24 protein-coding genes are annotated in these 26,517 nt (G+C 72.0%); 11 read left to right on the top strand and 13 right to left on the bottom strand.

Annotation, left to right across the window (positions count from 1 at the left end; translation table 11 throughout):
• Nucleotides 1–105: 105 nt before the first annotated feature.
• A complete protein-coding gene (locus ACZ3IJ_RS10665) occupies nt 106–768 on the top strand; it encodes a DUF4232 domain-containing protein (RefSeq protein WP_467467313.1) in 663 nt (220 codons plus the stop codon).
• Between the two features lie 109 nt (nt 769–877).
• Here ACZ3IJ_RS10665 and ACZ3IJ_RS10660 read toward each other — a convergent pair whose 3' ends face one another.
• Nucleotides 878–1,600: a TetR/AcrR family transcriptional regulator gene (locus tag ACZ3IJ_RS10660; RefSeq protein WP_467467312.1), complete on the bottom strand. Its 723-nt coding sequence runs from the start codon at nt 1,598–1,600 to the stop codon at nt 878–880.
• 118 nt (nt 1,601–1,718) lie between these two features.
• Here ACZ3IJ_RS10660 and ACZ3IJ_RS10655 point away from each other — a divergent pair, with 118 nt between their 5' ends.
• Nucleotides 1,719–2,942: a saccharopine dehydrogenase family protein gene (locus tag ACZ3IJ_RS10655; protein ID WP_467467311.1), complete on the top strand. Its 1,224-nt coding sequence runs from the start codon at nt 1,719–1,721 to the stop codon at nt 2,940–2,942.
• Between the two features lie 18 nt (nt 2,943–2,960).
• Here ACZ3IJ_RS10655 and ACZ3IJ_RS10650 read toward each other — a convergent pair whose 3' ends face one another.
• The gene (locus ACZ3IJ_RS10650) at nt 2,961–3,467 is read right to left on the bottom strand and encodes a MarR family transcriptional regulator (RefSeq protein WP_467467310.1); all 507 of its coding nucleotides are present in this window, start codon (nt 3,465–3,467) and stop codon (nt 2,961–2,963) included.
• A gap of 100 nt (nt 3,468–3,567) precedes the next feature.
• Here ACZ3IJ_RS10650 and ACZ3IJ_RS10645 point away from each other — a divergent pair, with 100 nt between their 5' ends.
• Nucleotides 3,568–3,924: an HGxxPAAW family protein gene (locus tag ACZ3IJ_RS10645; protein ID WP_467467309.1), complete on the top strand. Its 357-nt coding sequence runs from the start codon at nt 3,568–3,570 to the stop codon at nt 3,922–3,924.
• 24 nt (nt 3,925–3,948) lie between these two features.
• On the opposite strand, the gene ACZ3IJ_RS10640 is transcribed toward ACZ3IJ_RS10645, so the two are convergent.
• Nucleotides 3,949–4,557: a helix-turn-helix domain-containing protein gene (locus ACZ3IJ_RS10640; RefSeq protein ID WP_467467308.1), complete on the bottom strand. Its 609-nt coding sequence runs from the start codon at nt 4,555–4,557 to the stop codon at nt 3,949–3,951.
• A gap of 86 nt (nt 4,558–4,643) precedes the next feature.
• On the opposite strand from ACZ3IJ_RS10640, the gene ACZ3IJ_RS10635 reads away from it, so the two are divergent.
• Together ACZ3IJ_RS10635 and ACZ3IJ_RS10630 are read left to right on the top strand one after the other, a co-directional pair.
• Nucleotides 4,644–5,273, top strand: coding sequence for an SAM-dependent methyltransferase (locus tag ACZ3IJ_RS10635; RefSeq protein WP_467467307.1), 630 nt, complete (start codon nt 4,644–4,646; stop codon nt 5,271–5,273).
• A gap of 41 nt (nt 5,274–5,314) precedes the next feature.
• Nucleotides 5,315–5,803, top strand: coding sequence for a DinB family protein (locus ACZ3IJ_RS10630; protein WP_467467306.1), 489 nt, complete (start codon nt 5,315–5,317; stop codon nt 5,801–5,803).
• A 28-nt stretch (nt 5,804–5,831) separates the two neighbouring features.
• Here ACZ3IJ_RS10630 and ACZ3IJ_RS10625 read toward each other — a convergent pair whose 3' ends face one another.
• From ACZ3IJ_RS10625 to ACZ3IJ_RS10610, 4 genes are all read right to left on the bottom strand, one after another.
• Nucleotides 5,832–6,116 (bottom strand): hypothetical protein, encoded by a 285-nt coding sequence (locus tag ACZ3IJ_RS10625; protein WP_467467305.1) that lies wholly within the window; start codon nt 6,114–6,116, stop codon nt 5,832–5,834.
• A 160-nt stretch (nt 6,117–6,276) separates the two neighbouring features.
• Nucleotides 6,277–6,921, bottom strand: a complete 645-nt coding sequence (locus tag ACZ3IJ_RS10620; protein ID WP_467467304.1) for a GAP family protein — start codon at nt 6,919–6,921, stop codon at nt 6,277–6,279.
• 171 nt (nt 6,922–7,092) lie between these two features.
• The gene (locus ACZ3IJ_RS10615; RefSeq protein ID WP_467467303.1) at nt 7,093–7,401 is read right to left on the bottom strand and encodes a hypothetical protein; all 309 of its coding nucleotides are present in this window, start codon (nt 7,399–7,401) and stop codon (nt 7,093–7,095) included.
• A gap of 137 nt (nt 7,402–7,538) precedes the next feature.
• Complete coding sequence (locus ACZ3IJ_RS10610) at nt 7,539–9,500, bottom strand: acyl-CoA dehydrogenase family protein (RefSeq protein WP_467467302.1); 1,962 nt, start codon at nt 9,498–9,500, stop codon at nt 7,539–7,541.
• 179 nt (nt 9,501–9,679) lie between these two features.
• On the opposite strand from ACZ3IJ_RS10610, the gene ACZ3IJ_RS10605 reads away from it, so the two are divergent.
• Both ACZ3IJ_RS10605 and ACZ3IJ_RS10600 read left to right on the top strand, forming a co-directional pair.
• Nucleotides 9,680–10,507: a class I SAM-dependent methyltransferase gene (locus ACZ3IJ_RS10605; protein WP_467467301.1), complete on the top strand. Its 828-nt coding sequence runs from the start codon at nt 9,680–9,682 to the stop codon at nt 10,505–10,507.
• Between the two features lie 231 nt (nt 10,508–10,738).
• The gene (locus tag ACZ3IJ_RS10600) at nt 10,739–11,920 is read left to right on the top strand and encodes a PQQ-dependent sugar dehydrogenase (protein WP_467467300.1); all 1,182 of its coding nucleotides are present in this window, start codon (nt 10,739–10,741) and stop codon (nt 11,918–11,920) included.
• Between the two features lie 70 nt (nt 11,921–11,990).
• Here ACZ3IJ_RS10600 and ACZ3IJ_RS10595 read toward each other — a convergent pair whose 3' ends face one another.
• The 3 genes from ACZ3IJ_RS10595 to ACZ3IJ_RS10585 form a co-directional block, all read right to left on the bottom strand.
• Complete coding sequence (locus ACZ3IJ_RS10595; protein WP_467467299.1) at nt 11,991–13,091, bottom strand: hypothetical protein; 1,101 nt, start codon at nt 13,089–13,091, stop codon at nt 11,991–11,993.
• A gap of 90 nt (nt 13,092–13,181) precedes the next feature.
• A complete protein-coding gene (locus ACZ3IJ_RS10590; RefSeq protein ID WP_467467298.1) occupies nt 13,182–14,168 on the bottom strand; it encodes a glutathione S-transferase family protein in 987 nt (328 codons plus the stop codon).
• A gap of 64 nt (nt 14,169–14,232) precedes the next feature.
• Nucleotides 14,233–15,192: an SMP-30/gluconolactonase/LRE family protein gene (locus tag ACZ3IJ_RS10585; protein WP_467467297.1), complete on the bottom strand. Its 960-nt coding sequence runs from the start codon at nt 15,190–15,192 to the stop codon at nt 14,233–14,235.
• A gap of 102 nt (nt 15,193–15,294) precedes the next feature.
• Between ACZ3IJ_RS10585 and ACZ3IJ_RS10580 the strand changes: the two genes are divergently transcribed.
• From ACZ3IJ_RS10580 to ACZ3IJ_RS10570, 3 genes are all read left to right on the top strand, one after another.
• Complete coding sequence (locus ACZ3IJ_RS10580) at nt 15,295–15,747, top strand: Lrp/AsnC family transcriptional regulator (protein WP_467467296.1); 453 nt, start codon at nt 15,295–15,297, stop codon at nt 15,745–15,747.
• Between the two features lie 81 nt (nt 15,748–15,828).
• On the top strand, nt 15,829–16,464 hold the full coding sequence (locus tag ACZ3IJ_RS10575; protein ID WP_467467295.1) for a hypothetical protein: 636 nt from the start codon (nt 15,829–15,831) through the stop codon (nt 16,462–16,464).
• Nucleotides 16,465–16,573: 109 nt separating this feature from the next.
• Nucleotides 16,574–17,218, top strand: coding sequence for a dihydrofolate reductase family protein (locus ACZ3IJ_RS10570; RefSeq protein WP_467467294.1), 645 nt, complete (start codon nt 16,574–16,576; stop codon nt 17,216–17,218).
• 54 nt (nt 17,219–17,272) lie between these two features.
• Here the strand turns inward: ACZ3IJ_RS10570 and ACZ3IJ_RS10565 are convergent, their stop codons facing one another.
• The 3 genes from ACZ3IJ_RS10565 to ACZ3IJ_RS10555 all read right to left on the bottom strand — a co-directional run bounded on the left by ACZ3IJ_RS10565 (nt 17,273) and on the right by ACZ3IJ_RS10555 (nt 18,851).
• The gene (locus tag ACZ3IJ_RS10565; protein WP_352190666.1) at nt 17,273–17,437 is read right to left on the bottom strand and encodes a hypothetical protein; all 165 of its coding nucleotides are present in this window, start codon (nt 17,435–17,437) and stop codon (nt 17,273–17,275) included.
• A 112-nt stretch (nt 17,438–17,549) separates the two neighbouring features.
• Nucleotides 17,550–18,377 (bottom strand): DUF1206 domain-containing protein, encoded by an 828-nt coding sequence (locus tag ACZ3IJ_RS10560; protein WP_467467293.1) that lies wholly within the window; start codon nt 18,375–18,377, stop codon nt 17,550–17,552.
• Between the two features lie 93 nt (nt 18,378–18,470).
• On the bottom strand, nt 18,471–18,851 hold the full coding sequence (locus ACZ3IJ_RS10555; protein ID WP_467467292.1) for a DoxX family protein: 381 nt from the start codon (nt 18,849–18,851) through the stop codon (nt 18,471–18,473).
• Nucleotides 18,852–19,313: 462 nt separating this feature from the next.
• Between ACZ3IJ_RS10555 and ACZ3IJ_RS10550 the strand changes: the two genes are divergently transcribed.
• Nucleotides 19,314–26,516 carry an SDR family NAD(P)-dependent oxidoreductase gene (locus ACZ3IJ_RS10550; protein WP_467467291.1) on the top strand — a complete coding sequence of 2,401 codons (7,203 nt, stop codon included), beginning with the start codon at nt 19,314–19,316 and terminating at the stop codon, nt 26,514–26,516.
• Nucleotide 26,517 lies beyond the last annotated feature (1 nt).

The raw sequence follows: 26,517 nt of genomic DNA, 5'->3' as shown, positions 1-26,517 counted from the left end.
AACCGTGGTGGATTCGGCAAGGCGCTGTCACCGAACTGTGAAGCACGCGCGGGAACCTGGAGTCCACCAGAGGAACGTCTCACGCCGTCATCGGGGGAGTACACCATGAGCACCTTGAGCAGAGCCTTCGCCGCCGTCACCGTCGTCGCCGTGTCCGCGCTGGCCCTGACCGCCTGCGGTCCCGGCGAGGACGGCGCCGCGGGCGGGGCCGACGTACCGTCGGCGACTCCCGCATCGCCGTCGCAGCCCGCCGAGTCCTCCGCGCCTGCCAAGCCGTCCGCGCCTGCGAAGCCGTCCGCGTCCGCCAAGCCGTCCGCGCCCGGCAAGCCGGCGTCACCGTCGGTGGATCCGGACTACGACGTCTTCCCCTGCAGCACCTTCGACGTGACGTTCACCGCGAGCCTGGCAGAGCCCACGACCAGCAGCTACCTGCTGAAGGTCACCAACAAGTCCGGCAAGCCGTGCCGGGTGCTCGGCCACCCCGTCGTGACCTTCGGCGACCTGGACGGGCAGGCGACGGAGCGCGGTACGGCCCCCGGCATCGAGGAGGCCATCCGGCTCGCACCGGGCCAGTCCGCCTATGCCGGCCTGATGGGCGGCCTGAAGGGCGCCAAGAGCAAGACGGTCTCCTCGATCGCGATGACCATGAACACCGAGTCCGACCTGAAGCAGGTGCCGCTCAAGGCCTCGACGCCCGGACTCAACGTCTCCGACGACAACTCGGTCACCGCGTGGATGGACAACGCCGAGGACGCGCTGAGCCTGTAGCCGGTCTCCTGCTCGGGCGCCTCCGCCGCACGGCGGAGGCGCGCGCGGGCGGAGAGCCGTCGGGGCGCAGGCTGCCGTCGGCCTCCATGTCCCGTCGTCGGCTCTCCCTTCACGCCGCGCCGGCGCCGTTCCGCGCGGAGGCCAGCCATGCCTCCGCGCTGCCCAGGAGAGTGTCCAGCACGACCGGATAGGCGCTGCGATTCATCCGGTCGGCCAGGAGGTGTGCGGTGGCGGCGATGTGCGGATGGGTCTCGACCGGCAGCCGGGCGTAGGTGGAGGACCACATGTCCTCGTCCGCCTCCCTGACCTCGTCCTTGATCGCCAGCGCGCCCGCGTCCAGGGCGGCGAAGGCCAGGGCCAGGTCGATGAAGGCGTGGTACACGCCGACGGCGTCCGGCTCGCCGAAGCCCGCGCCGCGCAGGATGCCGAGGATCGTCTCGTCCACCTCGATCTCCCGGGGGCGGCCGGTGACACGGCTGGCGGTCAGCAGGGCGGCCTGCGGGTGGGCGAGGTAGGAGGCGTGGATGGCCAGGCCCAGAGAACGCAGGTCGGTACGCCAGCTCCCGGTGGCCGTCCAGCTGTCCAGGGCGCGCCCCATCAGTTCCTCGCCGATGGCCCGGGTCAGACCGTCCAGGCCCGCGAAGTACCTGTACAGGGTGCTGGGGTCGGCCCCGAGAGCGGCGCCGAGCCGGCGGGCGGTCAGACCGGCGCTCCCGTGCTCGCGCAGCATCCGCAGCGCTGTCTCCACGATCAGTCTCTCCGACAGCACGGAGCCCTGCCGGGTCGGCCGTCGCCTGCGCCGTTCCGCCTCCGGAACCACCTTCTTCGGCATCACACCACCGTCCCGTCGCTCCTTATGCCAACGCCGTAGACCTTAACCGCCGGGACCCTGTTGCATCGAGGTGTTCCCAGGCGCTCGCCGGGACCGTCTAGCGAAAGTGGTGTGTGACATGCGCGTACTTCTCGTCGGCGCGGGTGGCGTCGGAACGGCCGTCACCCGTATCGCGGCCCGCCGCGGCTTCCTGACCCGCATGGTCGTGGCCGACTACGACCCGGCCCGGGCCGAGGCCGCCGTGGCCGCGCTCGACGACCAGGAGGGCCGCTTCAGCGCCCACCGTCTGGACGCCTCCGACGAGGCCGCGGTCAGGCGCCTCCTCGCCGAGGAGAGCTGCGACGTGCTGCTGAACGCGACCGACCCCAGGTTCGTGATGCCGCTGTTCAACGCGGCGCTCGCCGCCGGTGTGCACTACGTCGACATGGCGATGTCACTGTCCGTTCCGCACCCCACCGCACCGTACGAACAGTGCGGGGTCAAGCTGGGCGACGAGCAGTTCGCGCTGGCCGAGGCCTGGGAGAACGCCGACCGCCTCGCCCTGGTCGGCATGGGCGTGGAGCCCGGCCTCTCCGACGTGTTCGCCCGGTACGCGGCCGACGAACTCTTCGACGAGATCGAGGAGATCGGCGTCCGCGACGGCGCGAACCTCACCGTGGAGGGCTACGACTTCGCGCCTTCCTTCAGTATCTGGACCACCATCGAGGAGTGCCTCAACCCGCCCGTCGTGTACGAGAAGGGCCGCGGCTGGTTCACCACCGCGCCCTTCAGCGAGCCGGAGGTCTTCGACTTCCCCGAGGGCATCGGCCCCGTGGAGTGCGTCAACGTCGAGCACGAGGAGGTCCTTCTCATGCCCCGCTGGGTGGACGCCCGCCGGGTGACGTTCAAGTACGGCCTCGGCGACGACTTCATCGCCAAGTTGAAGACCCTCCGCGAGCTGGGGCTCGACTCCACGGCCAGGGTCACCGTCCCCGGCGCCGACGGACCGGTCCAGGTCTCCCCGCGCGACGTGGTCGCCGCCTGTCTGCCCGACCCCGCCACGCTCGGGGACCGGATGAAGGGCAAGACCTGCGCGGGCACCTGGGTCAAGGGAACCAAGGACGGCGCGGCGCGGGAGGCGTACCTGTACCACGTGGTCGACAACGAGTGGTCGATGCGCGAGTACGGGTCCCAGGCGGTGGTCTGGCAGACCGCCCTCAACCCGGTGATCGCCCTGGAACTGATCGCGGACGGTACGTGGAAGGCAAGCGGCGTCCTCGGCCCCGAGGCGCTGCCGCCCCGGCCGTTCCTGGACCTGCTCGGCGCGTACGGGTCTCCGTGGGGGCTGCGCGAAGAGAGCTGACCCGCCCGCCGGCGGCGGTCAGCGGTCGGAGGGTGACGATGCGGAGACCCCCGTGCGGATCTCGTCCAGTGAGTCCTGCAGCAGAGCCTTGGCGCGGGTGAACCAGTCCGTCAGTACGGCGACCTCGTCAGGGCTGTAGTCCGCGAAGAGGAGGCCCAGGCGCTCGTAGAAGGGGCCGTACGCCTGGAGGATGCGCTCCAGTGCGGACTCCTCCATGACGAGCCGGACCTTCCGGCGGTCCTGAGGGTCCGCCTGGCGCCGGATGTACCGGGCCTTCTCGAGGCGGTTGAGGACGCCCGTCACCGCACCGGTCGTCAGCCGGGCCCGGTCGGCGAGGTCGCCTGCCACCAGCGACTCGCCGGCCGTGGCGGCTTCGACGAGGAAGCCGAGACAGGTCAGATCCGTGACGTTGAGACCGAGGAGCCGCGCGATGTCCTGCTGCCCGAACTGCGCGGTCGCGATCATCCGGTCCATCGCATACAGCGCCTGCTCCGCCGTCGCCGCCGGACGTGCCTTGCCCTGCACCACATTTCCCCTTAGCATCTAAGTAAATTATCTCGCGAGGTAAGACATCTGTGGCGGGCCGTGGCCCGCCACCTGAGCATCCCATTCCCGAGGAGGCGCCGTGAGCGCGCACGGAGACCACGACCTGGGCCACACGGTCGCCGGCTGGACAGGCACCGGCATCGCCACCATCGGTTGTACGGCGACGGGTGTGGCGCTCGCCGCCCACTCGACCGCGGGGCTGCTGCTGGGCGCCGCGGTCGTGGCCCTCGCCGCGTTCACCACCTGGTGTCTCCACCTGGCGGGATGGGGCAAACCCTCCGGACCCCGGCCGGCCGGTCAACAGCACTGGCGCGTCCGAGACGCGGCGGCTCGCCGGGGGCATCCCGACTGCCTCGGCTGCCGCCTTGCGGGCCGTAAGCCCGCCGAGGCCCCGACCGCGGCGATCGAGCCCGCACTCGCGGGACAGTCGTCGTAGCAGGGCCGCCCTTCGGGGGGACCATCAGCTCTTCGGGGCACGGCGGCCGGTGACGACCGGGTCGGCGCGTACGTGCGCACGTACCCCCTGCAGGCCGAACAGGACGAGGAGCTCGACCGCGCCTCCGTCGGCGCTGCCCAGCCAGTGAGGCATCGACGTGTCGAACTCGGCCGCCTCACCGGACGGCAGCGTCAGGTCGCGCTCGCCGATGACGAGCCGCAGGCGTCCGGTGAGTACGTAGAGCCATTCGAAGCCTTCGTGGGTCTGCGGGGTCGGCTCGAGCGGTTCACGGGTGGCAGGGATGATCATCTTGAACGCGTGCACCCCGCCCGGCCGCCGGGACAGGGGCACGAACGTCATGCCGAACCGGCTGATCGGCTTGAGGTGTATCCGCGGATCACCCGTGCGCGAGGCACCGACGAGATCGTCCAACGGAACGTCGTAGATGCGCGCCAGAGGCAGCAGCAGCTCCAGGCTCGGCCGGCGGTGCCCGCTCTCCAGCCGGGACAGAGTGCTCTCCGACACGCCCGTCGTCGCCGCGAGGTCGGCGAGAGTGATGCCGCGGGCACGGCGCAGTGCGCGAAGGCGCGGCCCCACCGCGTCGAGCACGTCCTCGTCCGTCGTGTGATCCATCAGGCCATCTTGCAGTAACCGCAAGATTCCGTGCCTTGTCGTGGAGGCCTGGCGAGACTCGGTGCGTACCGACACAAGGAGTCTTGATGAACAGCAGGATCGATGCGGTCGCCTTCTGGGACGGCGTCCACGCGGCGCGAGCGGAGGCCGGCGAGCGGCGGCCGAATGCCCGTCTCACCGAGACGGTGACGGGTCTGCCGCCCGGTGACGCGTTGGACCTCGGCTGTGGGGCGGGCGGCGACGCGCTGTGGCTCGCCCGCGCGGGATGGCGTGTCACCGCCGTCGACGTCTCGGGGGTGGCCGTCGAACGGCTCGCCGCCATCGCCCGCTCGCACGGCCTGGACGACCGCGTCACGCCCGTGCGGGCCGACTTGCGGCGGACGTTCCCACCCGGCGCATTCGACCTGGTCTGCGCGCACTACCTGCACACTCCCTTCGACCTGGACCGGTCAGCGGTCCTGCGCTGCGCCGCGCTCGCACTCCGCCCGGGCGGGCGGCTGCTGGTCGTCGACCACGGCTCGGTCGCGCCATGGTCGTGGGACCAGGGTTCCGACGTTCGCCCTCCGACCCCGCGTGAGGTCGCGGCGGGTATCGGTCTGGCGCCGCAGAGATGGACGGTCGAGCGTGCCGACGCGCCCCGCCGGATCGCGACCGGCCCGGACGGAAGCACCGCCGAGGTCACCGACCACGTCCTCCTCGTCCGCCGCACCGCCTGACACCCCGGCCGGCCCCCATCGACAGAGCAAGGGAGATCCCGATGTCCAGCCCCAGGCGCCGCGACACCCCGCCGCCACGGACCGGAAACGACGAGGCGGAGGTCCTGCGCGGATTTCTCGACCACCTCCGGAACTCGATCGCCGCGAAGGTCGAAGGCGCCCCCGAACCGCACGTGCGAACAGCCGCGGTGCCGTCGGGCACGAACCTGCTCGGCCTGCTCAACCACCTGACGTTCGTCGAGCGCTCGATGTTCCTCGGGGACGACGTCGCCGACTGGGAGGCGACGTTCCGCGCCGCACCGACGGACACCGTGGCCGACGTCCTCGCCCGCTACCGGGACGCGGTCGAGCGCGCGAACGGCGTTCTCGACACGTGCACCGATCTCGGCGCGCGGGTTCCCCGACCGCGGCCGGGCCGCCCCGCTCCCAGCATCCGCTGGGCGCTCACCCACATGATCGAGGAGACCGGCCGGCACGCGGGCCACGCGGACATCCTCCGCGAACTCATCGACGGCACGACCGGCCGCTGACCCCGTGCCTCCAGCGCGCGTTCGGCCGTCAGGCGGAGGCCACGACCTCGCCTGCCGTGACCTGGGGAGGGTGGGGGAGCAGCGAGGCGAGGTTCTCCGCCACGAAGTCGGCCGCCCTCGCGATGGACTCCTCCGCGCCGGACCGGTCCTGGAAGACGCTGGTCGAGACCATCACCCCGTCCCCGGCGTCCACCCAGTAATAGGCCACGAAACCGGAGACCTGGCGCATGAGCGGCACGAACCCCTCGCTCACGACGCGCCCTGCCTCGGCAGGATCGGTCACCCCTTCGTACCTCCGGACAGCTGCGTACATCGCCATAGCTCCTCAGCGCAGGGATCGACTGGTGCTGAGGAGTCGTACCCTGCGACACCTGTCCGGATCATGAGGCGTACGACAATCACCTGAAGAGCCGACGCCGAACCGGTCGTGACCCCCGCTCCCCGGATGGAGGCGGCCCTCCGGGCCGTCCGTGTCAGGCGACCAGCTCGTAGATGCTCCGGCCCGACAGCCACAGGCCGACCACCAGGGCCAGCGTGACCACCAGCTGTTCCTGGTGGTGCTCCAGCCAGCTCCTCAACGCGTTCAGGCGGGCGTTCGCGACCGCGGGCGACCAGACCACGTACATCTCCATGACGATGAGGCTGAGCGTGGCCAGCAGGCAGTAGCCCGACAGCGCCAGCCAGTCGGTGACGGTGGAGAGATCCGCGTCGAGCGCGGTCGCGGCGCCCGCGGCCACCAGGCCCCAGGGCTGCAGCAGCCAGGCCAGACCGGCTGCAGTGACCGCCGACGCGTTGTCGATCCGGGCGGTCCAGCGGGGCGGGCCGTGCGGGCGCGGCGGCCGGCGGTGCCGGTACCCGCCGTACAGCACCAGAGCCAGGCCGATCGCGAGCTTCACGGCGATCCCGGCGGTCGAGGGCGCGCTGTGACGCGCAGGAGGCTGACCGCCGGTCAGCAGCACCACGACGGCGATCACCGCGACCAGGTTGGCCAGCCACGACAACAGGAACGCCAGACCCTGACGGACACCGCGCCGGGAGGAGAGCAGCAGGATGAAGGCGCTGTTGTGCAGGGGCCCCAGGGTGATGGCCGTACCGATCATGATGAGGTCGAGGACCATCGGACCGGACGCTCCTTGGTCTCGAGGGTGTCCGCAACGGGGGCAGGGGGCCGACCAGCGCGGTCACCGCGTCGTGTGGGACCGCATTCCGACTTTGCAGGCGGCGGCCCGGCCGGTCAAGCCAGCCACGCCCGTGGACCCCGGCGGCCGCTCCGCCCCGACTCGGGCAGGTCAGAGGTCGCTGTCGATGCCCGTGACCGCCGGCGGGCCGAGGGGTGCGTCGCCTTCCGCGATGCCGGCGTCCTTCAAGGCGGCCGCGACCAGACGGGTGGCGTCCAGTTCGGCCTCGTACCGGTCCCGCGCGTCGATCTCGAGGCGGATCGAGAAGGTGCCGTCCCCGTTCAGCGTGAGGAGGTCCAGGCCCTCGCTCTCGCTCACGTCGGTGTGCTGGGACGCCAGCTCCCGTTCGAGGACCGAGCGCGCGGAATCGGTGATCCGCGTAAGGAACGTGCCGGGAACGGTGATGACGAACGTGGTCATGGCGACTCCTCGCATAGGCCAGAGTGTGCGTGGCGTACTGCTTCCCCCGTCCGTCGTGCCGAAGCCGCCGGTACGCCGGCCGGCCCACCGGCCGCCCACCTGTGCGCTCACTCGGCACGCCCCGGGGCCGACCTGCATCAGCCCACCAGATCCGGTGCGCGCAGCATCTCGGGCGGGATGCCCCACGCGTCGACGAGGTCGACCGCCACAGGCCGGACCTTGCGGCAGAGGTCGTTCACCTCCCGGCTGATCGCCTTGGAACGCTGGACCGTCAGCCGGCCGTGCTCCATGAACCAGGCCCGGTCGGCCTCGATCGTCGACAGGGCGAACAGGTCGCACAGCAGGGCCAGGGCCACCCTCTCGTCGCCCTCGGGCATCGCCCGCACCTTGTCGACGAAGGCCTCCGTCACCAGCCGTTCGACGTGGGCACGGGCGAGCGCGATGACATGGTCCTGCACCTGTGAGAAGACGGCGCCGGGGTCACGCTTCTGGTCGATCCCTCGTTTGATCCGGCGGGCCAGCCCGGCGAGCATGTGCTCCTCCCGGAAGCGGACCATGGCCAGCTGGTACTCCGAGTCGCGCAGACCGGCTTCCTGGTCCCACTCGTCGCCGCCGGGCAGCAGGTCGCGTACCCGCTCGAGCAGCTTGTGGGCGGAGGTGCGCTCGATGACCGTCTCCACGGCGAGGTTGGTGAGGTAACGGACCGTGCCGAGCTGGTCGAGGTCCTCGAACTCGCTGGCGTAGTCGGTGAGCAGCCCCTTGGCCACGAGCTGCAGCAGGACGTGGTTGTCGCCCTCGAAGGTGGTGAAGACGTCGCTGTCGCTCTTCAGCGCGGCGAACCGGTTGACGGCGAGGTACCCGGCGCCACCGCAGGCCTCGCGGCACTCCTGGACGACCCTGGTGGCGTGCCAGGTGGCGAGCGCCTTGAGGCCGGCGGCCCGCGATTCGAGCCGGCGCCGCGCCTGTGCGTCGTCCTCGATGCCGGAGAAGACGTCGTGCAGGTGCGAGCGCACGACGTCCTGCGCGAAGTGCAGGGCGTACGTCCGGGCGAGGAGCGGCAGCAGCCGGCGCTGGTGCAGGCCGTAGTCGAGCAGCACCTGCTCCTCGGCGCCGGAGGTGGCTTCGAACTGCCGTCGCCGCGCGCCGTATTTCGTGGCGACCGCCAGAGCGACCTTGGCGACGCCGACCCCGGCGCCGCCGACACTCACCCGGCCCTGCACCAGCGTGCCGAGCATGGTGAAGAAGCGCCGATTCGGGTTCTCGATCGAACTCTCGTAGACGCCTTCCGGGCTGACGTCGGCGAACCTGTTGAGGAGCGCCTCGCGCGGGATCCGTACATCGTCGAACCAGATGCGACCGTTGTCGACGCCGTTGAGACCCATCTTGCGGCCGTCGTCCTCGATCCGGACGCCGGGCGCCGGCTCGCCGTCGACCCGGACGGGCACGAGGAAGGCGTGCACGCCCTCGGACCGGCCGTCCACCTCCAGTTGGGCGAAGACGACCGCCAGCTCGGCGTGGCGGGCCGCGTTGCCGATGTAGTCCTTGCGCGCCCCGTCGTCGGGGGTGGTGACGACGAACTCCTGGCGTGCGGGGTCGTACCGCGCGACGGTGCCCAGCGCCTGGACGTTGGAGCCGTGACCGGTCTCGGTCATCGCGAAGCAGCCCATCAGCTCGCCGGTGATCAGCCGTGGCAGAAGGGCCTCGTGATGGCGCTCGGTGCCCAGGTGCAGGACCGCGCCCCCGAAGAGCCCGAACTGCACACCGGTCTTCACCAGCACGGACAGGTCGCCGAAGGCCAGCGTCTCGAAGGCGGCGATCGAGGCTCCGACGTCACCGCCGCCGCCGTACTTCGCCGGGAAGCCCATGCCGGTCTGGCCCGTCGCCGCCATCTCGACCACGATCTCGCGCACCCGCTCGCGGAACGCGTCCACGCCGAGCTCGTCGGCTTCGTCGAGTACGGAGGCGTGCGTCGCCAGATTGCTCCGGACGAGGTCGCGAATCCCGGCGTACTCGCCGTCGAGTACGGCGGCCAGTGTGCGGACGTCGATGTCGGGCTGTACGTAGCCGGTCGTCGTGGAGGGTGAGTTGTCGAGGGCCATGCGGCTTCGCTACCCCGCCGCGGCAAGATCAACCGGGGCCGGCCGAGTGGCGGGCCGGAGCCGTCGGGCGGCCCGGCGGGCACCTCGGCTTCCGGAGCCGCCCCATTCGGGTCGAGTGGGGCGGGGCGTCGTCGACAGGGGTGGCTCCCGGCACCAGACTGTTCGCGGAGGTGACGCGAGTGGTGGAAGAATCGGTGGAAATGCGGGCCGCCGTCCGGGAGACGTACGGTCCGGCCGACCTCAGTTCGGTCCCGGTGTTCGCCGGAGGGTTCATCAACTTCGGGTACTGGCGCTCGATCGACCTCGCCGGACCGATCACGGTCGACGACCGGGTGCGCAGTCAGCGGGACATGTACCGGCAGGTGCTCGACGCCGCCGGTCCGCTGGCCGGCCGCCGGATCGTGGAGGTCGGCTGCGGGCTCGGTGTCGGCTGCGCGCTGGCCCTGCGCGAGTACGGACCGGAGCAGGTGACCGGTATGGACATCCATCCGCAGCAGCTGGACCGCGCGCGCCGGACCAACGCGGAGCTGTTGGAGACCTCACCGACGGGGCTCCGCTTCGTCCGGGGCGCGGCGGAGGAGATGCCGTTCGCCGACGGGGAGTTCGACTGTGTCTACAGCGTCGAGGCGGCCCAGCACTTCGACGACATGATCGCCTTCACCCAGGAGACGGCCCGCGTACTGCGGCCCGGTGGCCGGGTGGTCGTCGCCAGCTTCTTCACCCCGGACGACGATCCGGGAAACGGAGCCCGGCTCGCGTCCTGCCTGGAGTCGTACGCCGACGGGCTGGACATCGCGCGCCCCGTCTCGCTCGTGACCGACGCGTTCAGCCGGGCGGGCCTGACGGACGCCCAGGCCGTGTCCATCGGGCCCGATGTGTGGCAGGGCTGGGACCGCTGGCTGTCGGAGCAGTGGAAGCCGGGCACATGGCCGCGCAACTTTCTGAAGGCCTACGAGCAGGGCAGCCTCGACTACTACGTCGTCACGGCCACGCGCCCGCAGACCTGATCCCGAGAGACCGGGACCGCCGTCGCGCGACCCCGCACCCCGCACCCGCCGCCCGTGCGGGGGGCGGGGTGCCGCACTTGGCCTATACCAATCGCCCGAGTCCCCGTAGTCTCCTCCGTGGCCAGCGGTACCCCCTTCCCCCACCCCGGCCGCGTGCTGGTGCGCGCGACGCCGCCCCCACGTCGCCTCGAGCAGCCGGGTTCCCCCGTCGCCGTCTCCAGGAGGATCACGGTGAACATGCGTACCAGAGGCTCGGCGATCATCTGCGCCCTCGGTGTCGTCGCCTCCCTCGCCCTGACCACGGCCTCCGCGGAGAGCCGTGACGCCCGCCGGTCGACCGCGACGACCGCGGCGACCGCGAAAGTGACGCACGGCGCGCACGCCGCGAAGATCAGGCTCACCGGTGTCGCCACGGCGCGCAATCCGACCGCCGGTGCCGCCGGACCCGGTGGCACCATCTGGATCGCCGAACGCGCCGGAACCGTAAGGGTGCTGGGCGCCCAAGGCCTTGGTGAACCAGTGCTCGACATCTCCGCCGAGACCACCACGGACGGGGAACGCGGCCTCCTGGGCATCGCGTTCGACCCGGCACGCGCACACCTCTACATCTCGTACACGAATCTCGAAGGCACCAGCACCATCGACGAGTTCGCCGTCCGCAAGGGCATGCTCCGGCCGGAGACCCGGCGCACCGTCCTCACCCAGACGCAGCCGTACTCGAACCACAACGGCGGCGACATCAAGTTCGGGCCCGACGGATACCTCTACATCGCGTTCGGTGACGGAGGCGCCGGCGGCGACCCGCACGGCAACGGGCAGAACCTCGACACGCTGCTCGGCAAGCTGCTGCGGATCGACCCGCGCGGAGGCACGCCGTACGCGATCCCCTCGGACAACCCCTTCGTCGACGACCCGGGCGCGCGGGACGAGATCTGGGCCTACGGGCTCCGCAACCCGTGGCGGTTCTCCTTCGACTCGCGTACGGGTGACCTGCTGATCGGCGACGTCGGTCAGAACGACTGGGAAGAGATCGACTGGGCGCCCGCGAGGAGCAGGGGCGGTGAGAACTACGGCTGGTCCCGGATGGAGGGCAACCACCCCTTCCGGGGCGGCACCGAGCCGGCGAACCACGTGCGCCCGATCCACGAGTACGCCCGAACCGGTCTGGGCTGCGCGGTGACCGGCGGGTTCGTGTACCGGGGGAGCGCGATCCCGGCACTCAGGGGTCAGTACGTGTTCAGTGACTACTGCGACGGCACCATCCGATCCCTCGCGCTGAGGAACGGGAAGGTGACGGCGGAGAACGACCTCGTCGTCAACGGTGGCGAGGTCATCTCCTTCGTGGAGGGCCGCGCGGGCGAGCTGTACGTCCTCGCGATCGGCGGCGGCATCGCCCGTATCGACCCGGCGTAGCCGACGAGCGCCGTGTGCCGTCCGGCTCTCCGGTGGGAGGCGAAGCCGGACGGCACACGGCGGCGAGAGGCTACGACCGCGTCGCGGTCCCGCATCCCCCGTCCGGCCCCGTGCGCTCGGCCATCGACGTGCTGCGGTCGTAGGGATCCACAGTGGATCCGTTCGTCTCCGCGTCCGTGCTCGAACGGTCGAAGTCGGGGGTGAGGAAGCCGGTGACGGGGCCGCAGCCGCCGTTGGTCATGTCGGCCTTGTACGAGACGAGGGAGAACGTCCCCGGCTCGGTGACGATCTTCGCGGGATCGTCCCAGCTGACCACCACCTCGCGCCGCACGATGGTACGGACGACGTCCTCGCTGCCGCCCTCCGCGCGGACCACGGGGTACACGTAGGTGACGTCCCCCGTGACCCGTACCGAGCCCTTGGGTCCTTCCTCGAAGGTCAGCCGGCCGCGGGTCTTCACGGTCTCGCCGACGAGTCGCGTCGTGGACGGGTCGAACCGGCTGAAGAGCAGGACGGGGTCGTTCTCCCGGTCGGGCTTGCGGAACGCGGAGCCCAGGAAGGCCTGGACGTCCCGCTGGTGAGGGTTGATCAGGGAGATCGCCCGCGCGGGACGCTTCCCTTCGAGTACCTGCCGGTCCAGATTCGACCAGGTGAGGAAGTCCCGCGTCCGGTCCAGCGCGCGTCCGACCTGCTCGCTGTTCATCCAGCCCGTCGCCTCGGGGCGTGGCATGCCGACCCCGGCCGCGCCGTCCGCCCAGCGCGCCGCAGGTGAGCCGAGGAACGGCTCCGCGAGCGTCGCACGGCGCGGGGTCTCCGGCGGGGGCGCCTGGTCGGGGCGCCCCGATTCCACGGCAAGCGGCCTGATGTCGCCCGCGCCGAACCAGTCGGTGAGGAGCCCGGGCGTCAGCGACGCGGCCAGCACCGCCACCGCGGCGGCCAGGCCGGCGACGTACCATCCCTTGCCCCGACGGCGAGGCCGGGCGGGTGCGGACGCGCGCCAGACCGGTGGACCGCCGACGGGCCGCCGCTCGGGCGACTCCGCGGTCCTGCCGCGCTCATCGGCCGACAGCTCCCTGGGGGCATCCGCCGTCCCGGCCACCGAGTCCCGAAGGAACCGCTCCCATTCCTCGTCGGGCACGGCCGAACCGCCCCGCCCCCCGCCCGCGCTCACTCCGTACTCCTCAGCTCCGCGTGATCCGGTCTCCCCGTGATCGTGATCCCGATGATCGCACAGCCGTTCGTGGTGCCGTGGTGGGGTCGTTCAGGGGAGCGTGGGCACTCGCTCGGACCGCGGCGGCGGACCGGGCGGTGTGCCGTCGCCGAACGGCCGTCCACCGAGAGCGTCCCGACCGTGCGGAGTGAGCCAGCCGCTCGTGTCGGGGCCGCCGGGGACGATCCCGGAGGGGTTGATGGTGTGGTGCACCACGTAGTAGTGGGCCTTGATCTGGTCGAAGTCGATCGTGTCGCCGAAACCGGGCGTCTGGAACAGGTCCCGCGCGTACGCCCACAGGGCCGGCAGCTCCGTCAGTTTCTGCCGGTTGCACTTGAAGTGGCCGTGGTAGACGGCATCGAACCGGACCAGAGTGGGGAAGAGCCGGACATCGGCCTCGGTGATCGTGTCACCCACCAGGTAGCGCCGGCTCGTCAGTCGCCGCTCCAGCCAGTCCAGCCGCTCCCACAACCGCTGGTACGCCCTGGCGTACGCCTCCTGCGAACGCGCGAAGCCACACTTGTAGACACCGTCGTTCACATCGTGGAAGACCTTGTCGGCCACGTCGTCGATCTCGTCGCGCCGTGCCTCCGGGTACAGCTCCGGCGCACCCTCCCGCTGGTGCGCCGCCCATTCGTGGCCCAGGTCGAGCGTGATCTGCTCGAAGTCGTTGGTCACCACCTGCCCCGTGGAGACCTCGACGAGCGCGGGCACGGTGATGCCCAGCGGATAGTCCGGCCGGCGGGCGAAGAACGCCTCCTGCAGCCGTTCGATGCCCAGCACCGGGTCCCTGCCGCCCGGGTCCAGGTGGAACGACCAGCTCCGCTCGTCGTGCAACGGCCCGGCGACGCCCATCGAGATCACGTCCTCGAGGCCCATCAGGCGCCGGACGATCGCCGCCCGGTTCGCCCAGGGGCACGCCCGGGCGATGATCAGGCGATAGCGCCCGGGCTCCACGGGATAGCCGTCGCGGCCGTCGGCCGTGATGCGTGTCGTGATGTAGCGCTTGTCCCGCTTGAACTCACCGTCACCAGCCATACTCCGAGCCTAGCCATGGGGAGCCACATGTACGCCTGTCCCGTCGCCTGTGTTCCCCGCAAGGTCACCGAGGCGCGGAATCCAGCCAGGGCCGGCGCCCCGGTCCGGTCGGGTGGGTGCCCGTGACCCCCATGACCACCGAGTAGAGGCTGGTCTCCGCGGCGATGAAGAGACGGTTGCGCTTCGCGCCGCCCCAGGTGATGTTGGCGACGGTCTCCGGAACGTCGAGCCGCCCGATCAGAGTGCCGTCGGGGTCATAGCAGTGCACTCCGTCGTCCATCGCGGCCACCCAGAGCCGGCCGCCGTCGTCGAAGCGGAGGTTGTCGAAGCGTGCGGTCCCACGGGCGGCGGCCGTGGCGAAGACCTCGCCGTCGGACAGTGTGCCGTCGTCGCGTACGTCGAAGACCCGGATGAGGCCCGCCCGGGTGTCGGAGACGAAGAGCTGGCGTTCGTCGGCGGAGAAGACGAGTCCGTTCGGGGCGCCGAAGCCGTCGGCGACCAGCCGCACGTCACCGGTGGCAGGGTCGATGCGGTAGACGTGGTTGGAGCCGATCTCGCTCTGCGCGCGGTGGCCCTCGTAGTCGCTGGTGATGCCGAAGTCGGGGTCGGAGAACCAGACGGAGCCGTCGGACTTGACCGCCGCGTCGTTCGGACTGTTCAGACGCTTGCCCTGCCAGCGGTCGGCCAGCACCGTGAGCGTGCCGTCGTGCTCGGTACGTGTCACCCTGCGGTTGCCCTGCTCGCAGGTGACCAGCCGGCCCTCGCGGTCAAGGGTGTTGCCGTTGGTGTGACCGGCGGAGCGGCGGAAGACGCCGACGGCGCCGGTCTCCTCGTCCCAGCGCAGCATCCGGTCGTTGGGGATGTCGCTCCAGACCACCTGCCGCCAGGCAGGCACATAGATCGGCCCCTCGGCCCAACGGCAGCCGGTGTAGAGGACTTCCAGGCCGTCATCGCCGTTCATGCATCGACCGGTGCGGAACCGGTCGTCGAACATCTCGTACAGCGCGGGCCGCTCGGTGGTCATGCTGGTTCTCCCCATCCAGGCAAGTGCCGAATGAAGTTCGGCATATCAGGGAGACTGAAGGATGAGGTATGGTCAACGCAAGGTCTGTTCGAACGGAGAGTCGTGGATCACATCGATCGCTCCCTGCTGGCACTGCTCCAGCAGGACGCCACCCGGTCCTACGCCGCGCTGGGCGAGGCCGTCGGTCTCTCGGCCGGCGCCGCGCATGAGCGCGTACGGAAGCTCCGCGAACGCGGAGTGATCCGGCGCACCGCGGCCGAAGTGGATCCGGCGGCGGTGGGCGGCGGCGTGCTGGCCTATGTGACGGTCGACTCGACGTCCTGGATGGGGGACACCGCCGAGAGTTTCGCCGCCCTCCCCGAGATCCTGGAGGCGCACATCATCGCGGGCAGCGCATCGGTCCTGGTGAAGGTCAGGACCGCGACCACCGAGCAGCTGCAGGACGTACTGCGCCGGATCTACGGCATCGACGGGGTGAGCGGCACCCAGGCCACGGTGGTCCTGGAGACCTTCTTCGAACGGCAGGTCTCGCCGTTGACGGCCCTTCAGGGGTGATCGCGTGCGCCGCCGCTGCGGATCAGGATGTGATCGGCTGCCGTGGGCACGCCCGCCCTCTTGTCGGACCTCGCTGTTACGTTGACGCGAGGATCTTGCCTGGACTTCCTGAGAGGGCACATGTACGAGGAACGGCTCGCCGAGTTCTCCCGCGAGCGGCTGGACGGCAGACCGATACCCGACGATCTGCGCGTGCTGCTGGTGGCGCAGTGGGACGGCCGCACCGACTTCACTCACCTTCTCGACCTCGACTTCTTCGAGGCGGGAGAGGTCCACCCGCTCCTGGACACCAGTTATCTGAGCGAAAAGGAACTCGCGGACCCGGAGATGCAGGCCGTCAACGCCGGAGCCGCGGAGATGGCCACGTACGCCAAGCTCGTGGCGAAGGGCGGCAAGGGGTGGACGGGCTACTGGCTGCACCCCGACGAACCCGCGGACCGCGCGTGGCGCCTCGTGGAGCTGGACACCGAGTTCACCTTCTGGCGCGTGGCCGGACGCACTCTGACCGAGGGGCGTGCCGCCGAGCAGGCGTACTGTCAGGACGAGCCCGACGAGCGCGTCGCGTTCACCCGACTGGCCGCCGATCTCGCCGAGCTCGGCCTGCCGCTGAGCACCGAGGACCACGACGCCCTCGACGACACCGAGTTCACGGTGGACCCGGAGGAACTCATGGAGCGGCTGATCGAGGCCGAACGCGAGAAGCGCGGTCTTCGCTGACGGGGTGTTGCTGGCGGCGACCGGCGGTCCCGGGCGGCAGAATGGCAGCGGCGCGAGCCGGGCGGGCGTCGCTCGCGGCGGGCGGCGTCGTGGAGCGCAGGAGGAACACGTGGCTCAGCTGCTGAGGGTCCAGAACTTCAACGTCTCGAGTGACGGAATCGGCGCCGGCGAGGACCAGACCCTGGAGAGGCCGTTCGGCCATGTCGATCCAGGGAAGCTGTTCGCCTGGGCGGGCGCGACGGCGAGCTGGGCCATGCGCACCGAACCCGGGGGCAGCCGTGGGCTCGACGACTACTTCACGCGTGACTACGACCGCAACATCGGCGCCGAGATCATGGGCCGAAACAAGTTCGGGCCCCAGCGCGGCCCCTGGCCGGACCTCGAGTGGCAGGGCTGGTGGGGCGACGAGCCCCCGTTCCACACTCCGGTGTTCGTCCTGACCCACCACGAACGGCCTTCGTTCACACTCGCCGACACCACCTTCCACTTCGTCGGCGGCGACCCCGCCACGGTCCTCGAGCAGGCCAAGGAGGCTGCGAACGGCAAGGACGTCAGACTCGGGGGCGGGGCGAGCACCATCCGGCAGTTCCTCGACGCCGATCTCGTCGACACCCTGCACGTGGTGGTCTCGCCGGTGAAGTTCGGATCGGGAGTGCGACTCTGGGAGTCACCCGACGAGCTGCTCGACCGGTTCCATCTGGACGTGGTGCCCAGCCCGAGCGGGGTGACGCACCACCTGTTCTGGCGGAAGTGACCGGTCCGGACAGCCTGGGCCCGGGGCTGGGGGCAAGCCGTGCCCGAGGTCCGTTCAGATGGTGCGGACCGAGCTGAAGTCGACAGCCCGGTCCGCTTCCTCCAGCACCCGAGCGGCCACCTGCCTCGCCTCCGCCGGAACGTCTCCGCGCTCCCGGACGAGGGTCGCGTAGATCGGAGCGTCGGCCGCTGCCCGGCCCATGGGGTCGTACTGGTTCACTGCGCTGGTCCTTACCTGCGGTGGAATCGGCTCATGAGTGTACGGGGGTCGCTGTCCGCCCCACACGCCTGCCGTCCGACCCCACACGCCTGCCGTCCGCATCCCGCGAGGGTCAGACCTTCCGCCACTTCGCCTGACCGAACGAGAAGACGCCGAACAGGACGAGTCCGACCGACACAGCCACGAGCAGCCACGGGCCGGCAGGCGTCTGGGCGAACGAACGGATCGCGTCGTCCATGCCCTTGGCCTCCGCCGGATCGAACTCGACCGCCGCCTTGATCCCGAACCAGCCCACCGCCGCGAAGACGCAAGCCCGCCCGACCCCACCGACCGTGCCGGTGACGTCCATGAAGCGCCGGGCCTTGCGGGACATCTGCCCCCACGTCAGATGCTTGCGGTACTTCCGCATCACCGCGCTCCCCGCCATGCACAGACCGGCCGACGCGAAACCGACGGCCACCGCGCCGACCCACCACTGGCCCCCCGGCAGCCCGAGCAGCCGGCCGGTGATGTCCTGGCTCTGCTGGTCGCTCGACCCCGCCCCGCTGTCCCGAGAGCCCGCCGCGAAGGAGAACACGAGGAAGGAGGTGACGCCGTAGAACACACAACGCGCCCCGGACATGGCCCGCTTGGGTGCGCCGTCACCCTTGGGGCCGGCGGCGCCGAACACGGCCTCCGACAGCCGCCAGAGGGCCATACCGGCGAGGCCCACCCCCAGCGCCCACAGCAGTACCGCGCCGAACGGGGTCCCCGAGACTTCGGCCAGGGCCCCGCCCCGGTCCGCCTGCTCGCCCGTACCCGTCACGCCGATCCGTGCGGCCAGCGCCCCGACGAGCAGATACAGCACCCCACGCGCCACGAAACCCATACGCGCCCCGCCACGGACGGCGTCGCCGCGGGCCATTCTTCTCGCCACCGTGGACGAGCTCGCTGCGGTCATCTCCGGTCACTCCCCTCCTGGTCAGGACCATCGGGTTCCCCGGCTCCCCCGGCCCAACCCCCGCTCCTGGGCCGGGACCGGACCGCCAGGCGCTCAGTCCTCGGCGCGAGCCGCCTTCCTGGCCCAGAGGATGAGGGGCACCTGGAGGGGGAGTCGGGCGTAGGCCAGGGTCCTGGCCGCGGTGGGTCGGTCGCGCCAGTCGTACGCCATCTTCACGTTGGCCGGGAAGACGGCCGCGAAGAAGAGGGCCGTCGCTCCGGCGCTCGCCCTGCGCGTCGCCGGAATCGCGAGCCCCGCGGCCAGCATCAGTTCGGCGACGCCGCTCGCCTTCGTCCAGGCCCGAGGGCTGCCGGGCAGTGTCTCGGGGACGATGGCGTCGAACTGCCGCGGTGCGACGAAGTGTGCGGTGCCCGCGGCGGCCAGCAGGCCGGCGAGGAGGAGGGCGGGACGGGCGGGACGGGTGGGCCGAGGCATGGCGCTCCTTCGGGAAGCGGCGGGCACTGACGTGTTACCGGTGAGTATGTACCCATGCCCCCGGCCGCCGCTCCGCGGGGGAGCGAGGGTCTGCCCAAGGTCGTGAACCGGACAGAGGGTGAATGCGCGCCGCTGGACCGCGACCACCTACTGGCCAGTACTTATGGCTTCTCGAGGCGTGCGGATGTGCATTGCATTCGCGCCGCTTTTTCTCCGTGACGTGTGGGGCGAAGGGCGTGTTCCTTTAGCCTCCATCGCCCCGGGGCGGTACCTCGCCGGCCGCCGGTACCGCTCTGATCAGGGTCAGGACGTTGACCCTTCAGTAACTTGGCGCTACTTTCGCTGCGTCCACCGAACGGCCCGATCTTCTTGCCGCGGGCCCGCGCGACCCCATGCCTTTTGTTCGGCTCTTTTGTTTGACCGAAATTATTCCCGGGCAATGCATCGCACATTCGGAGAATTATGACGTCAGCAGAGTACGTCCTGGACCTGGTCATCGGAGTGACTCCTTTCGCCGAGCCCGACGCGCGCCTCGCGGCCGCCGTCACGCGCGGGGGAGGGCTCGGCGTGCTTGACCTGGGTACCGGAGACCGTGTGGCCAGGGAGGCGTGGGCGGACCTGCGCAGGTGGCTCCCGGCACGTCACGGGATCCGCGTCGGACCGCGGTGCCGATTACCCGTCGACAGCCTGATGCGCGGGAGCGTTCTGCCGCACACCGTGGTGCTCGGCCTTGGCGCCTCCTGGCGGCCCGGTGAACTCCCCGACGGTGTCCGCGTGCTGGCCGAGGTCACGGATGCGGACGAGGCCCGGGACGCCCTGGCCGCCGGCGTCCACGGACTCGTCGCCCGGGGCAGCGAGTGCGGTGGACGGATCGGTGAACTCGGCACGTTCGTCCTGCTCCAGCGACTCCTCGACATGCTCGGCCCCGACGGGCCGCCGGTGTGGGCCTGCGGCGGCATGGCGCCGGACACGGCGGCCGCCGCCGTGGTGGGCGGGGCGGCGGGGGTGGTGCTCGACAGCCAGCTCGCGCTCCTGGCCGAATCGGCGGTTCCCGCGCCCGTCGCGTCCCTCCTGCGAGGGATGGACGGCTCCGAGACCACCGTACTCGCAGGTCACCGGTTCCTGCGCCGCCGCGTTCCCGGGGACGGTCGCGCGGACGAGGCGCCCGACGATCCGGAGCGGGTGGCGGCCCTGCTGGGAGGCCGCGACCCGGTGAGGCAACTGCTGCCCGTCGGACAGGACGGCTTTCTCGCACTCCGCTTCGCCGACCGGTTCCGCGATGCCGCGGGCGCCGTCCGCGCCGTCACCCAGGCGGTGTCGGCCGCCGTCGAGGGGGTCGGAGCCGCGGACGTCCTGCGCCCCGGATCGCCCATGAGCCGCGCGCTGGGGACCGAACTGCCCATCGTGCAGGGCCCCATGACCCGGGTCAGCGACGGTGTCGACTTCGCCGCCGCCGTGTCCGACGGCGGGGGCCTGCCCGTCGTGGCCCTCGCGCTCGCCGGCCGTGACCAGGCCCATGCGCTGCTGGCCGAGGCGGGCGCCGCACTGGCCGGCCGGCCCTGGGGCGTCGGCGTGCTCGGCTTCGCACCCGAGGAGACCCGCACCGCCCAACTGGAGGCCGTACGCGCCCACCGGCCCACACACGTGATCATCGCCGGGGGCCGGCCCTCGCAGGCACACGACCTGGAAGCCGACGGCATCAAGGCCTTCCTGCACGTGCCGTCGCCCGGTCTGCTGCGCCAGTACCTGGAGCAGGGCGCCCGGCGGTTCGTCTTCGAGGGCGCCGAATGCGGTGGCCACGTCGGACCCCGTAACAGCTTCCCGCTCTGGGAGGCCCAACTGGCCGTGCTCGGCGACTGGGCGGACCAGAACCCGGAAGGCGCGGCGGCCGTCGAGGTGCTGTTCGCCGGTGGCGTCCACGACGCCCGCTCCGCCGCCATGGTCGCCGCGCTCGCCGCCCCCCTCGCCGCCCGCGGCTGCGCGGTGGGCGTCCTGATGGGCACCGCCTACCTGTTCACCGAGGAGGCGGTCGCGTCCGGCGCCGTACAACCGCTCTTCCAGAGACAAGTCCTCGCCGCCGAGCGGACCGCGCTGCTGAGGACCGCCCCCGGGCACGCGACCCGCTGCGTCCCCAGCCCGTTCAGCGACGGCTTCGGCGACCTGGAGGCCGCGCTGCGCGCCGAAGGCGTCCCGGGCCGCGAGGCATGGGAGCGGCTGGAACGCCTCAACGTCGGCCGGCTGCGCATCGCCAGCAAGGGCGTCGAGCGCACCGCGGCCGGAGACCTGAAGCCCGTGGACGAGTCCCGCCAGTACGCCGAGGGAATGTTCATGGCGGGCGAGGTGGCCGTGCTGCGCACGACGACCACCACGGTCGCCGCACTCCACGCGTCTGTCACCGACGATGCGGTCGCCTTCCTCGACCGGCGCTCCACCGAGCTCCGCGAACGCCTCGCACCTGACACGGAGAGCGCGGCGGCGCCCGTGCCCCCAGCCGCGCCGCTGGACGTCGCGATCGTCGGCATGGCCTGCATGTTCCCGCAGGCGCCGGATCTGGCCGCCTTCTGGGCGCTCGTCCTCGACGGGCACGACGCCGTCACCGAAGTCCCCCCGGAGCGCTGGGACCCCGCCGTGCACCACTCCACGGAACCGGGGGCCGCGAGCGCCTCGCGGTGGGGCGGGTTCCTGCCCCGGATCCCCTTCGACCCGCTGCGGTACGGGATCCCGCCGGCCTCGCTGGGCAGCATCGAGCCCGTACAGCTCCTGGCGCTCGAAGCCGCCCGGCACGCGCTGCACGACGCCGGGTACGGGGAGGAGGGGCGGGTCTTCGACCGTACGCGGGCCGGTGTGGTGTTCGGAGCCGAGGCGGGCAGCGACCTCGCCAACGCCGCCACCCTGCGCGCCGTGCTCCCCTCCTACTACGGGCACCTCCCCGCCGGCCTCGACGAGCAGTTGCCGCGGCTCACCGAGGACTCCTTCCCCGGCATGCTCGCGAACGTCATCTCCGGGCGGGTGGCCAACCGTCTCGACCTGCGCGGCGCCAACTACACCGTCGACGCCGCCTGTGCCTCTTCCCTGGCCGCCGTCGACGCCGCCTGCAAGGAGCTGGTGCTCGGCACCAGCGACCTGATGCTGTGCGGAGGCGCCGACCTGCACAACGGCATCAACGACTACGCCCTGTTCACCTCCGTGCACGCGCTCTCCCCGACCGGCCGCTCCCGGCCCTTCGACGGGAGCGCCGACGGCATCGCGCTCGGTGAAGGCGTCGCCTGCGTCGTCCTCAAGCGCCTCGCGGACGCCGAACGCGACGGCGACCGCGTGTACGGCGTCATCAAGGGGGTCGGCAGCTCGAGCGACGGCCGGTCCCTCGGGCTGACGGCCCCGCGGCCGGAAGGCCAGCGCGCCGCGCTGGAACGCGCCTACCGCAACGCGGGCGTCTCGCCCGCTCAGGTCACCCTCCTGGAGGCCCACGGAACGGGCACCGTCGTGGGCGACCGTACCGAACTGGGCGTACTCACCGAGGTGTTCGACCAGGCGGGTGCCTCACCCGGTGCCTGTGTCCTCGGGTCGGTGAAGTCGCAGATCGGGCACACCAAGTGCGCCGCGGGGCTGGCCGGGCTGATCAAGACCGCCCTCGCCCTGCACACCGGGGTACGGCCGCCCACGCTGCACCTGGAGCGGCCCCTCGCCGTATGGAAGCAGGACGAGAGTCCGTTCGCCTTCCACCGGGAGGCGCTGCCGTGGCCCGCCGCGCCCGGACAGCGGCTCGCGGGCCTGAGCGCCTTCGGCTTCGGCGGGACCAACTTCCACGTCGTCCTCGCCGCGCACGACGGCGACGGGCCGCCGCCGGTCCACTCCAGGGACCTCTGGCCGGCCGAGCTGTTCACCTTCCGAGGCCCCACGCGCGCGTCGGCCCGCCGCGCGGTCGCCGAGCTGCTCGACCTCGCCGCCGCGGCCGAGGCGGGCACCGCCCCCTGGCGGCTCCGCGACCTCGCCGCCACGGCCTCGCACCGCGCGGGCCGCACCCACGGACGCGTGCACACGGCCTTGGTGGCCCACGACGTGACCGAGCTGTGCCACCGGCTTCGGCACGCCCTCGCCGCCCTGGATTCCGGGGCATCCGACGTGGCGGGGGCGAGCGACGCGGCGGGGGTGTCCGACGTGGCGGGGACGGGTGACGCGGCGGGGACGGGTGACGCCCCGCTCCCCGCGGGGCGCGAGAGCGCCGCCGGGGGCCGGCGGGCCTCCGCACCGGCAGGCCCGCCGTTCGGGTTCCACCTCGCGGCGGAGGAGGCCGTCGACCCCGGTCTCACGGCGTTCCTGTTCCCCGGGCAGGGCAGCCAGCGCCCGGGGATGTCCGCGCACCTGTTCACGGCCTTCCCGGAACTCGGCCGACTGCTGGACACCGGCGACGGCGCCCGCATCGCCAAGGTCCTCTACCCGCCTGCCGTGTTCGACGACGCCGCGAGGGAACGTACCCGGCAGGCCCTGACGGACACCCGGGCCGCCCAGCCCGCCCTGGGCGTCGTCGAACTCGCCCTGTACGACCTCCTCGCCCGCTCCGGTGTGCGCCCCGACCTGGCCGCCGGCCACAGCTACGGCGAGCTGGTCGCCCTGTGCGCGGCGGGCGTCCTCGACCCCGACGCCCTGCCCGGCCTCAGCGCCGCGCGCGCGGCGGCGATCCTGGACGCGGCCGGCGACGATCCCGGTGCCATGGCCGCCGTCGCCGCCACACCCGAGGAGATCCACACGGCCCTCGGCGGTCAGATGCCGGACGGCCTCGTCGTCGCCAACCACAACGCCCCACGGCAGAGTGTCCTGTCCGGCCCGACGGCCGCCGTCGAAGGGGCGCTGGGGAGACTGCGGGACGCAGGCCACGGTGCGAAGCGGTTGCCGGTCGCCTGCGCCTTCCACAGTCCGCCGCTCGCCGCCGCAGGCCCCGTCTTTCGGCAGGCGCTTGGGCAACAGCCGCTCCACGCACCGGAGTTCCCGGTGTGGTCGAACCGTACCGCCCGCCCCTACGTCTCCGATCCCGACCTCGTACGCGACGAGCTCGCCGCCCAGATCGGCGCCCCGGTGCGTTTCGTGGAGCAGATCGAGGCGATGTACGAGGCCGGTGCGCGCATCTTCGTCGAGGTGGGGCCCGGCCGCGTCCTGACCCGCCTCGTCGCCGACATCCTCGGCGGGCGCCCGCACCGTGTCGTCGCCTGCGAGCCGCGTGACGACGGCGGGTTGGCCGGCCTCCTGGACGCGCTCGCCCGGCTCGCCGCCGCCGGGCTGCCGGTGGCGACGGACTGGATGTTCCGGGGCCGCGAAGCCGTCGCCATCGACGGCGGCAGGGGCTTCGACGTCGACGGCGGCAGTCGCTTCGATCAGGCAACCGCACCGCGCCGACCCGGCTGGACGGTGGACGGACACCTCGTCCGCACCGCCGCCGGCGATCCGCTCCCCGGCGCCCTCGCGCCGGCCAGACGAGTCGTGGAGACACCCGTGACGACGAATCCCGGTCAGACACCGGCCGGTGAGGCCGACGCCCTGGTCGCCGAATTCCTCCGGACCAGCCGGGACATGATCTCCGCGCAACGCGACGTCCTGCTCGCCTACTTCGGCGCCGCCGCAGGAGACAGACCCCCTCTGCCCCGTACCTCGCCGACGACGCCGCACGAGCCGGCAGGCCTCCCGGCCGCCGCGCCGCCGTACGCCGAGCTCGCCGCGCCCACCCCTGCCCCCGCCCCCGTGCCCGTACAGTCGCTCGCGCCTGCGGCGGCGTCCGGAACCGCCACGGCCGCGGATCTCACCGAGGAAGGTGTGCTGCGCACGGTCCTGGAACTCGTCAGCGAGCGCACCGGCTACCCCCTGGACATGGTGGAGCCCGACCTCGACCTGGAGGCCGACCTGAGCGTCGACTCCATCAAGCGCGCCGAGATCGCCGGTGAGCTGGCCAGACGCCTGGGCGGCACGGGTGACGCCGCGCCGGTTCTGGACGACGGGGAGTTGGAGGAGCTGACGGGTGCCCGGACGGCGTCGGCGATCGCGAGCTGGATGTACAGCCGCGCTTCCGGTGCCGGTGGGATGCCCTCGTCGGCGGCTTCCGACGCCGGTGGGACGATCTCGTCGCCGACCCCCGGCCCCGCGGCGCCCGGACCCGACGCCGCCGCGGACGAAGGGCCGCGGATCGCCGCGCCCCGCCGCTTGCGGATGCTGCCCGTGCCCGCTCCTGTTCCCGCGCCGGTGCCGGGAGCCGGACCGGACGGGCTGGCCGGGTCCCGGTACGCCCTGATCGGCGACGGCACCGGCGTCTTCCGCGGTGTCGCCGCCGAACTGTCCGCCCGCCTGGCCCGGCTGGGCGCCGAAGCGATCGTCCTGGACGGCGATCCCGTACCGGGTGAGGTGGACGAGTCCCTGGACGGCGTCGTCCTTCTCGCGGCCCTGGGGGAGGACGGCGCACCGTTCCTGCCCGCGGGATTCCCCCTCGTACGGGACCTCCTTCAGCGCGCACCCCGGCGGCTGCTCCTGGCCCGCGCGGCGGACGGGGTCCGGGCCGCCGGGGCGGACGGGCTCCTGCGGACCGCCGCCCGGGAGTACCCGGCCGTGGGCGTACGCTGCGTCGCGCTCGACCCGGGCACCGCCGAGGCCCCCGCCCACGCGGTCGACGCGCTGGCGGCCGAACTCCTCGCGGACGACGCCCTGCCCGTCGTCATGCGCACCCCGGCGGGGAGGTTCGCTCCCGAACTGACCGCGCAGCCGCTCGGCGCGCTCGGTACGACGGGAGGGGGCCCCTCGGGCGAGGGGGCCGCCGAGGCGGAGGCGCTGGGCCTGGACCGGGAGAGCGTCGTGATCGTCGTCGGCGGAGCCCGTGGCATCACGGCGCGGTGCGTCGGTGCCTTCGCGACCGCCTCTCGGTGCCGCATCGAGCTCCTGGGCCGCACCCCGGCACCCGACGGGCCTGAGGACCCGCAGACCGCGGGCGCGCCCGACAGGGCCGCGTTGCGGTCCGTACTGGCGGGTACCGGGCGTTACGACGGCCCCGCCGCGGTCGAGCGTGCCGCCGATCTGATCCTGGCCCGACGCGAGGTGACCGCGACCCTGGACGCGCTGCGCGCAGCGGGGAGCCGGGCCAGGTACCGCAGCGTGGACTGCCGGGAGTCGGCCGCCGTGCTTCAGGCGGTCAAGGAGATCCACGCCGAGTACGGGCGCGTCGACGGTGTGATCCACGCCGCCGGGATCATCGAGGACCGGCTCATGGAGGAGAAGACTCCCGAGTCGTTCGGGCGTGTCTACGGCACCAAGACCGACAGCGCGGCGGCGCTGCTCGCCGCCGTGGAGCAACTGCCCCGGCCGCCGTCCTTCGCCGTGCTGTTCGGCAGCGTCGCCGCCGTACTCGGAAATCGCGGCCAGGCCGACTACGCGGCCGCCAACGACGCCCTGGAGACCCTCGGCGCCGCCTGGGCCGCACGGACGGGCCGACGTGCGCTGACGGTCCACTGGGGTCCGTGGGCGCCGTCCGACGACCACACCGGCATGGTCGGTCCCGAGCTGGCCCGCAGCTACGCGCGGCGCGGGATCACGCTCATCGATCCGGAGGAGGGAGCCCTGGCGCTGCTGCGGGAGCTGGCCTGGGGCGAGGAGTCGGCCCGCTCGGTCGTCCACACCGCCTCGGAGTGGTGAG

It is taken from the genome of Streptomyces sp. NPDC013317 (genome assembly GCF_055563155.1).
Note: the sequence above shows the minus strand (reverse complement) of the source record. Positions and strands in the feature narration are given on the sequence as shown.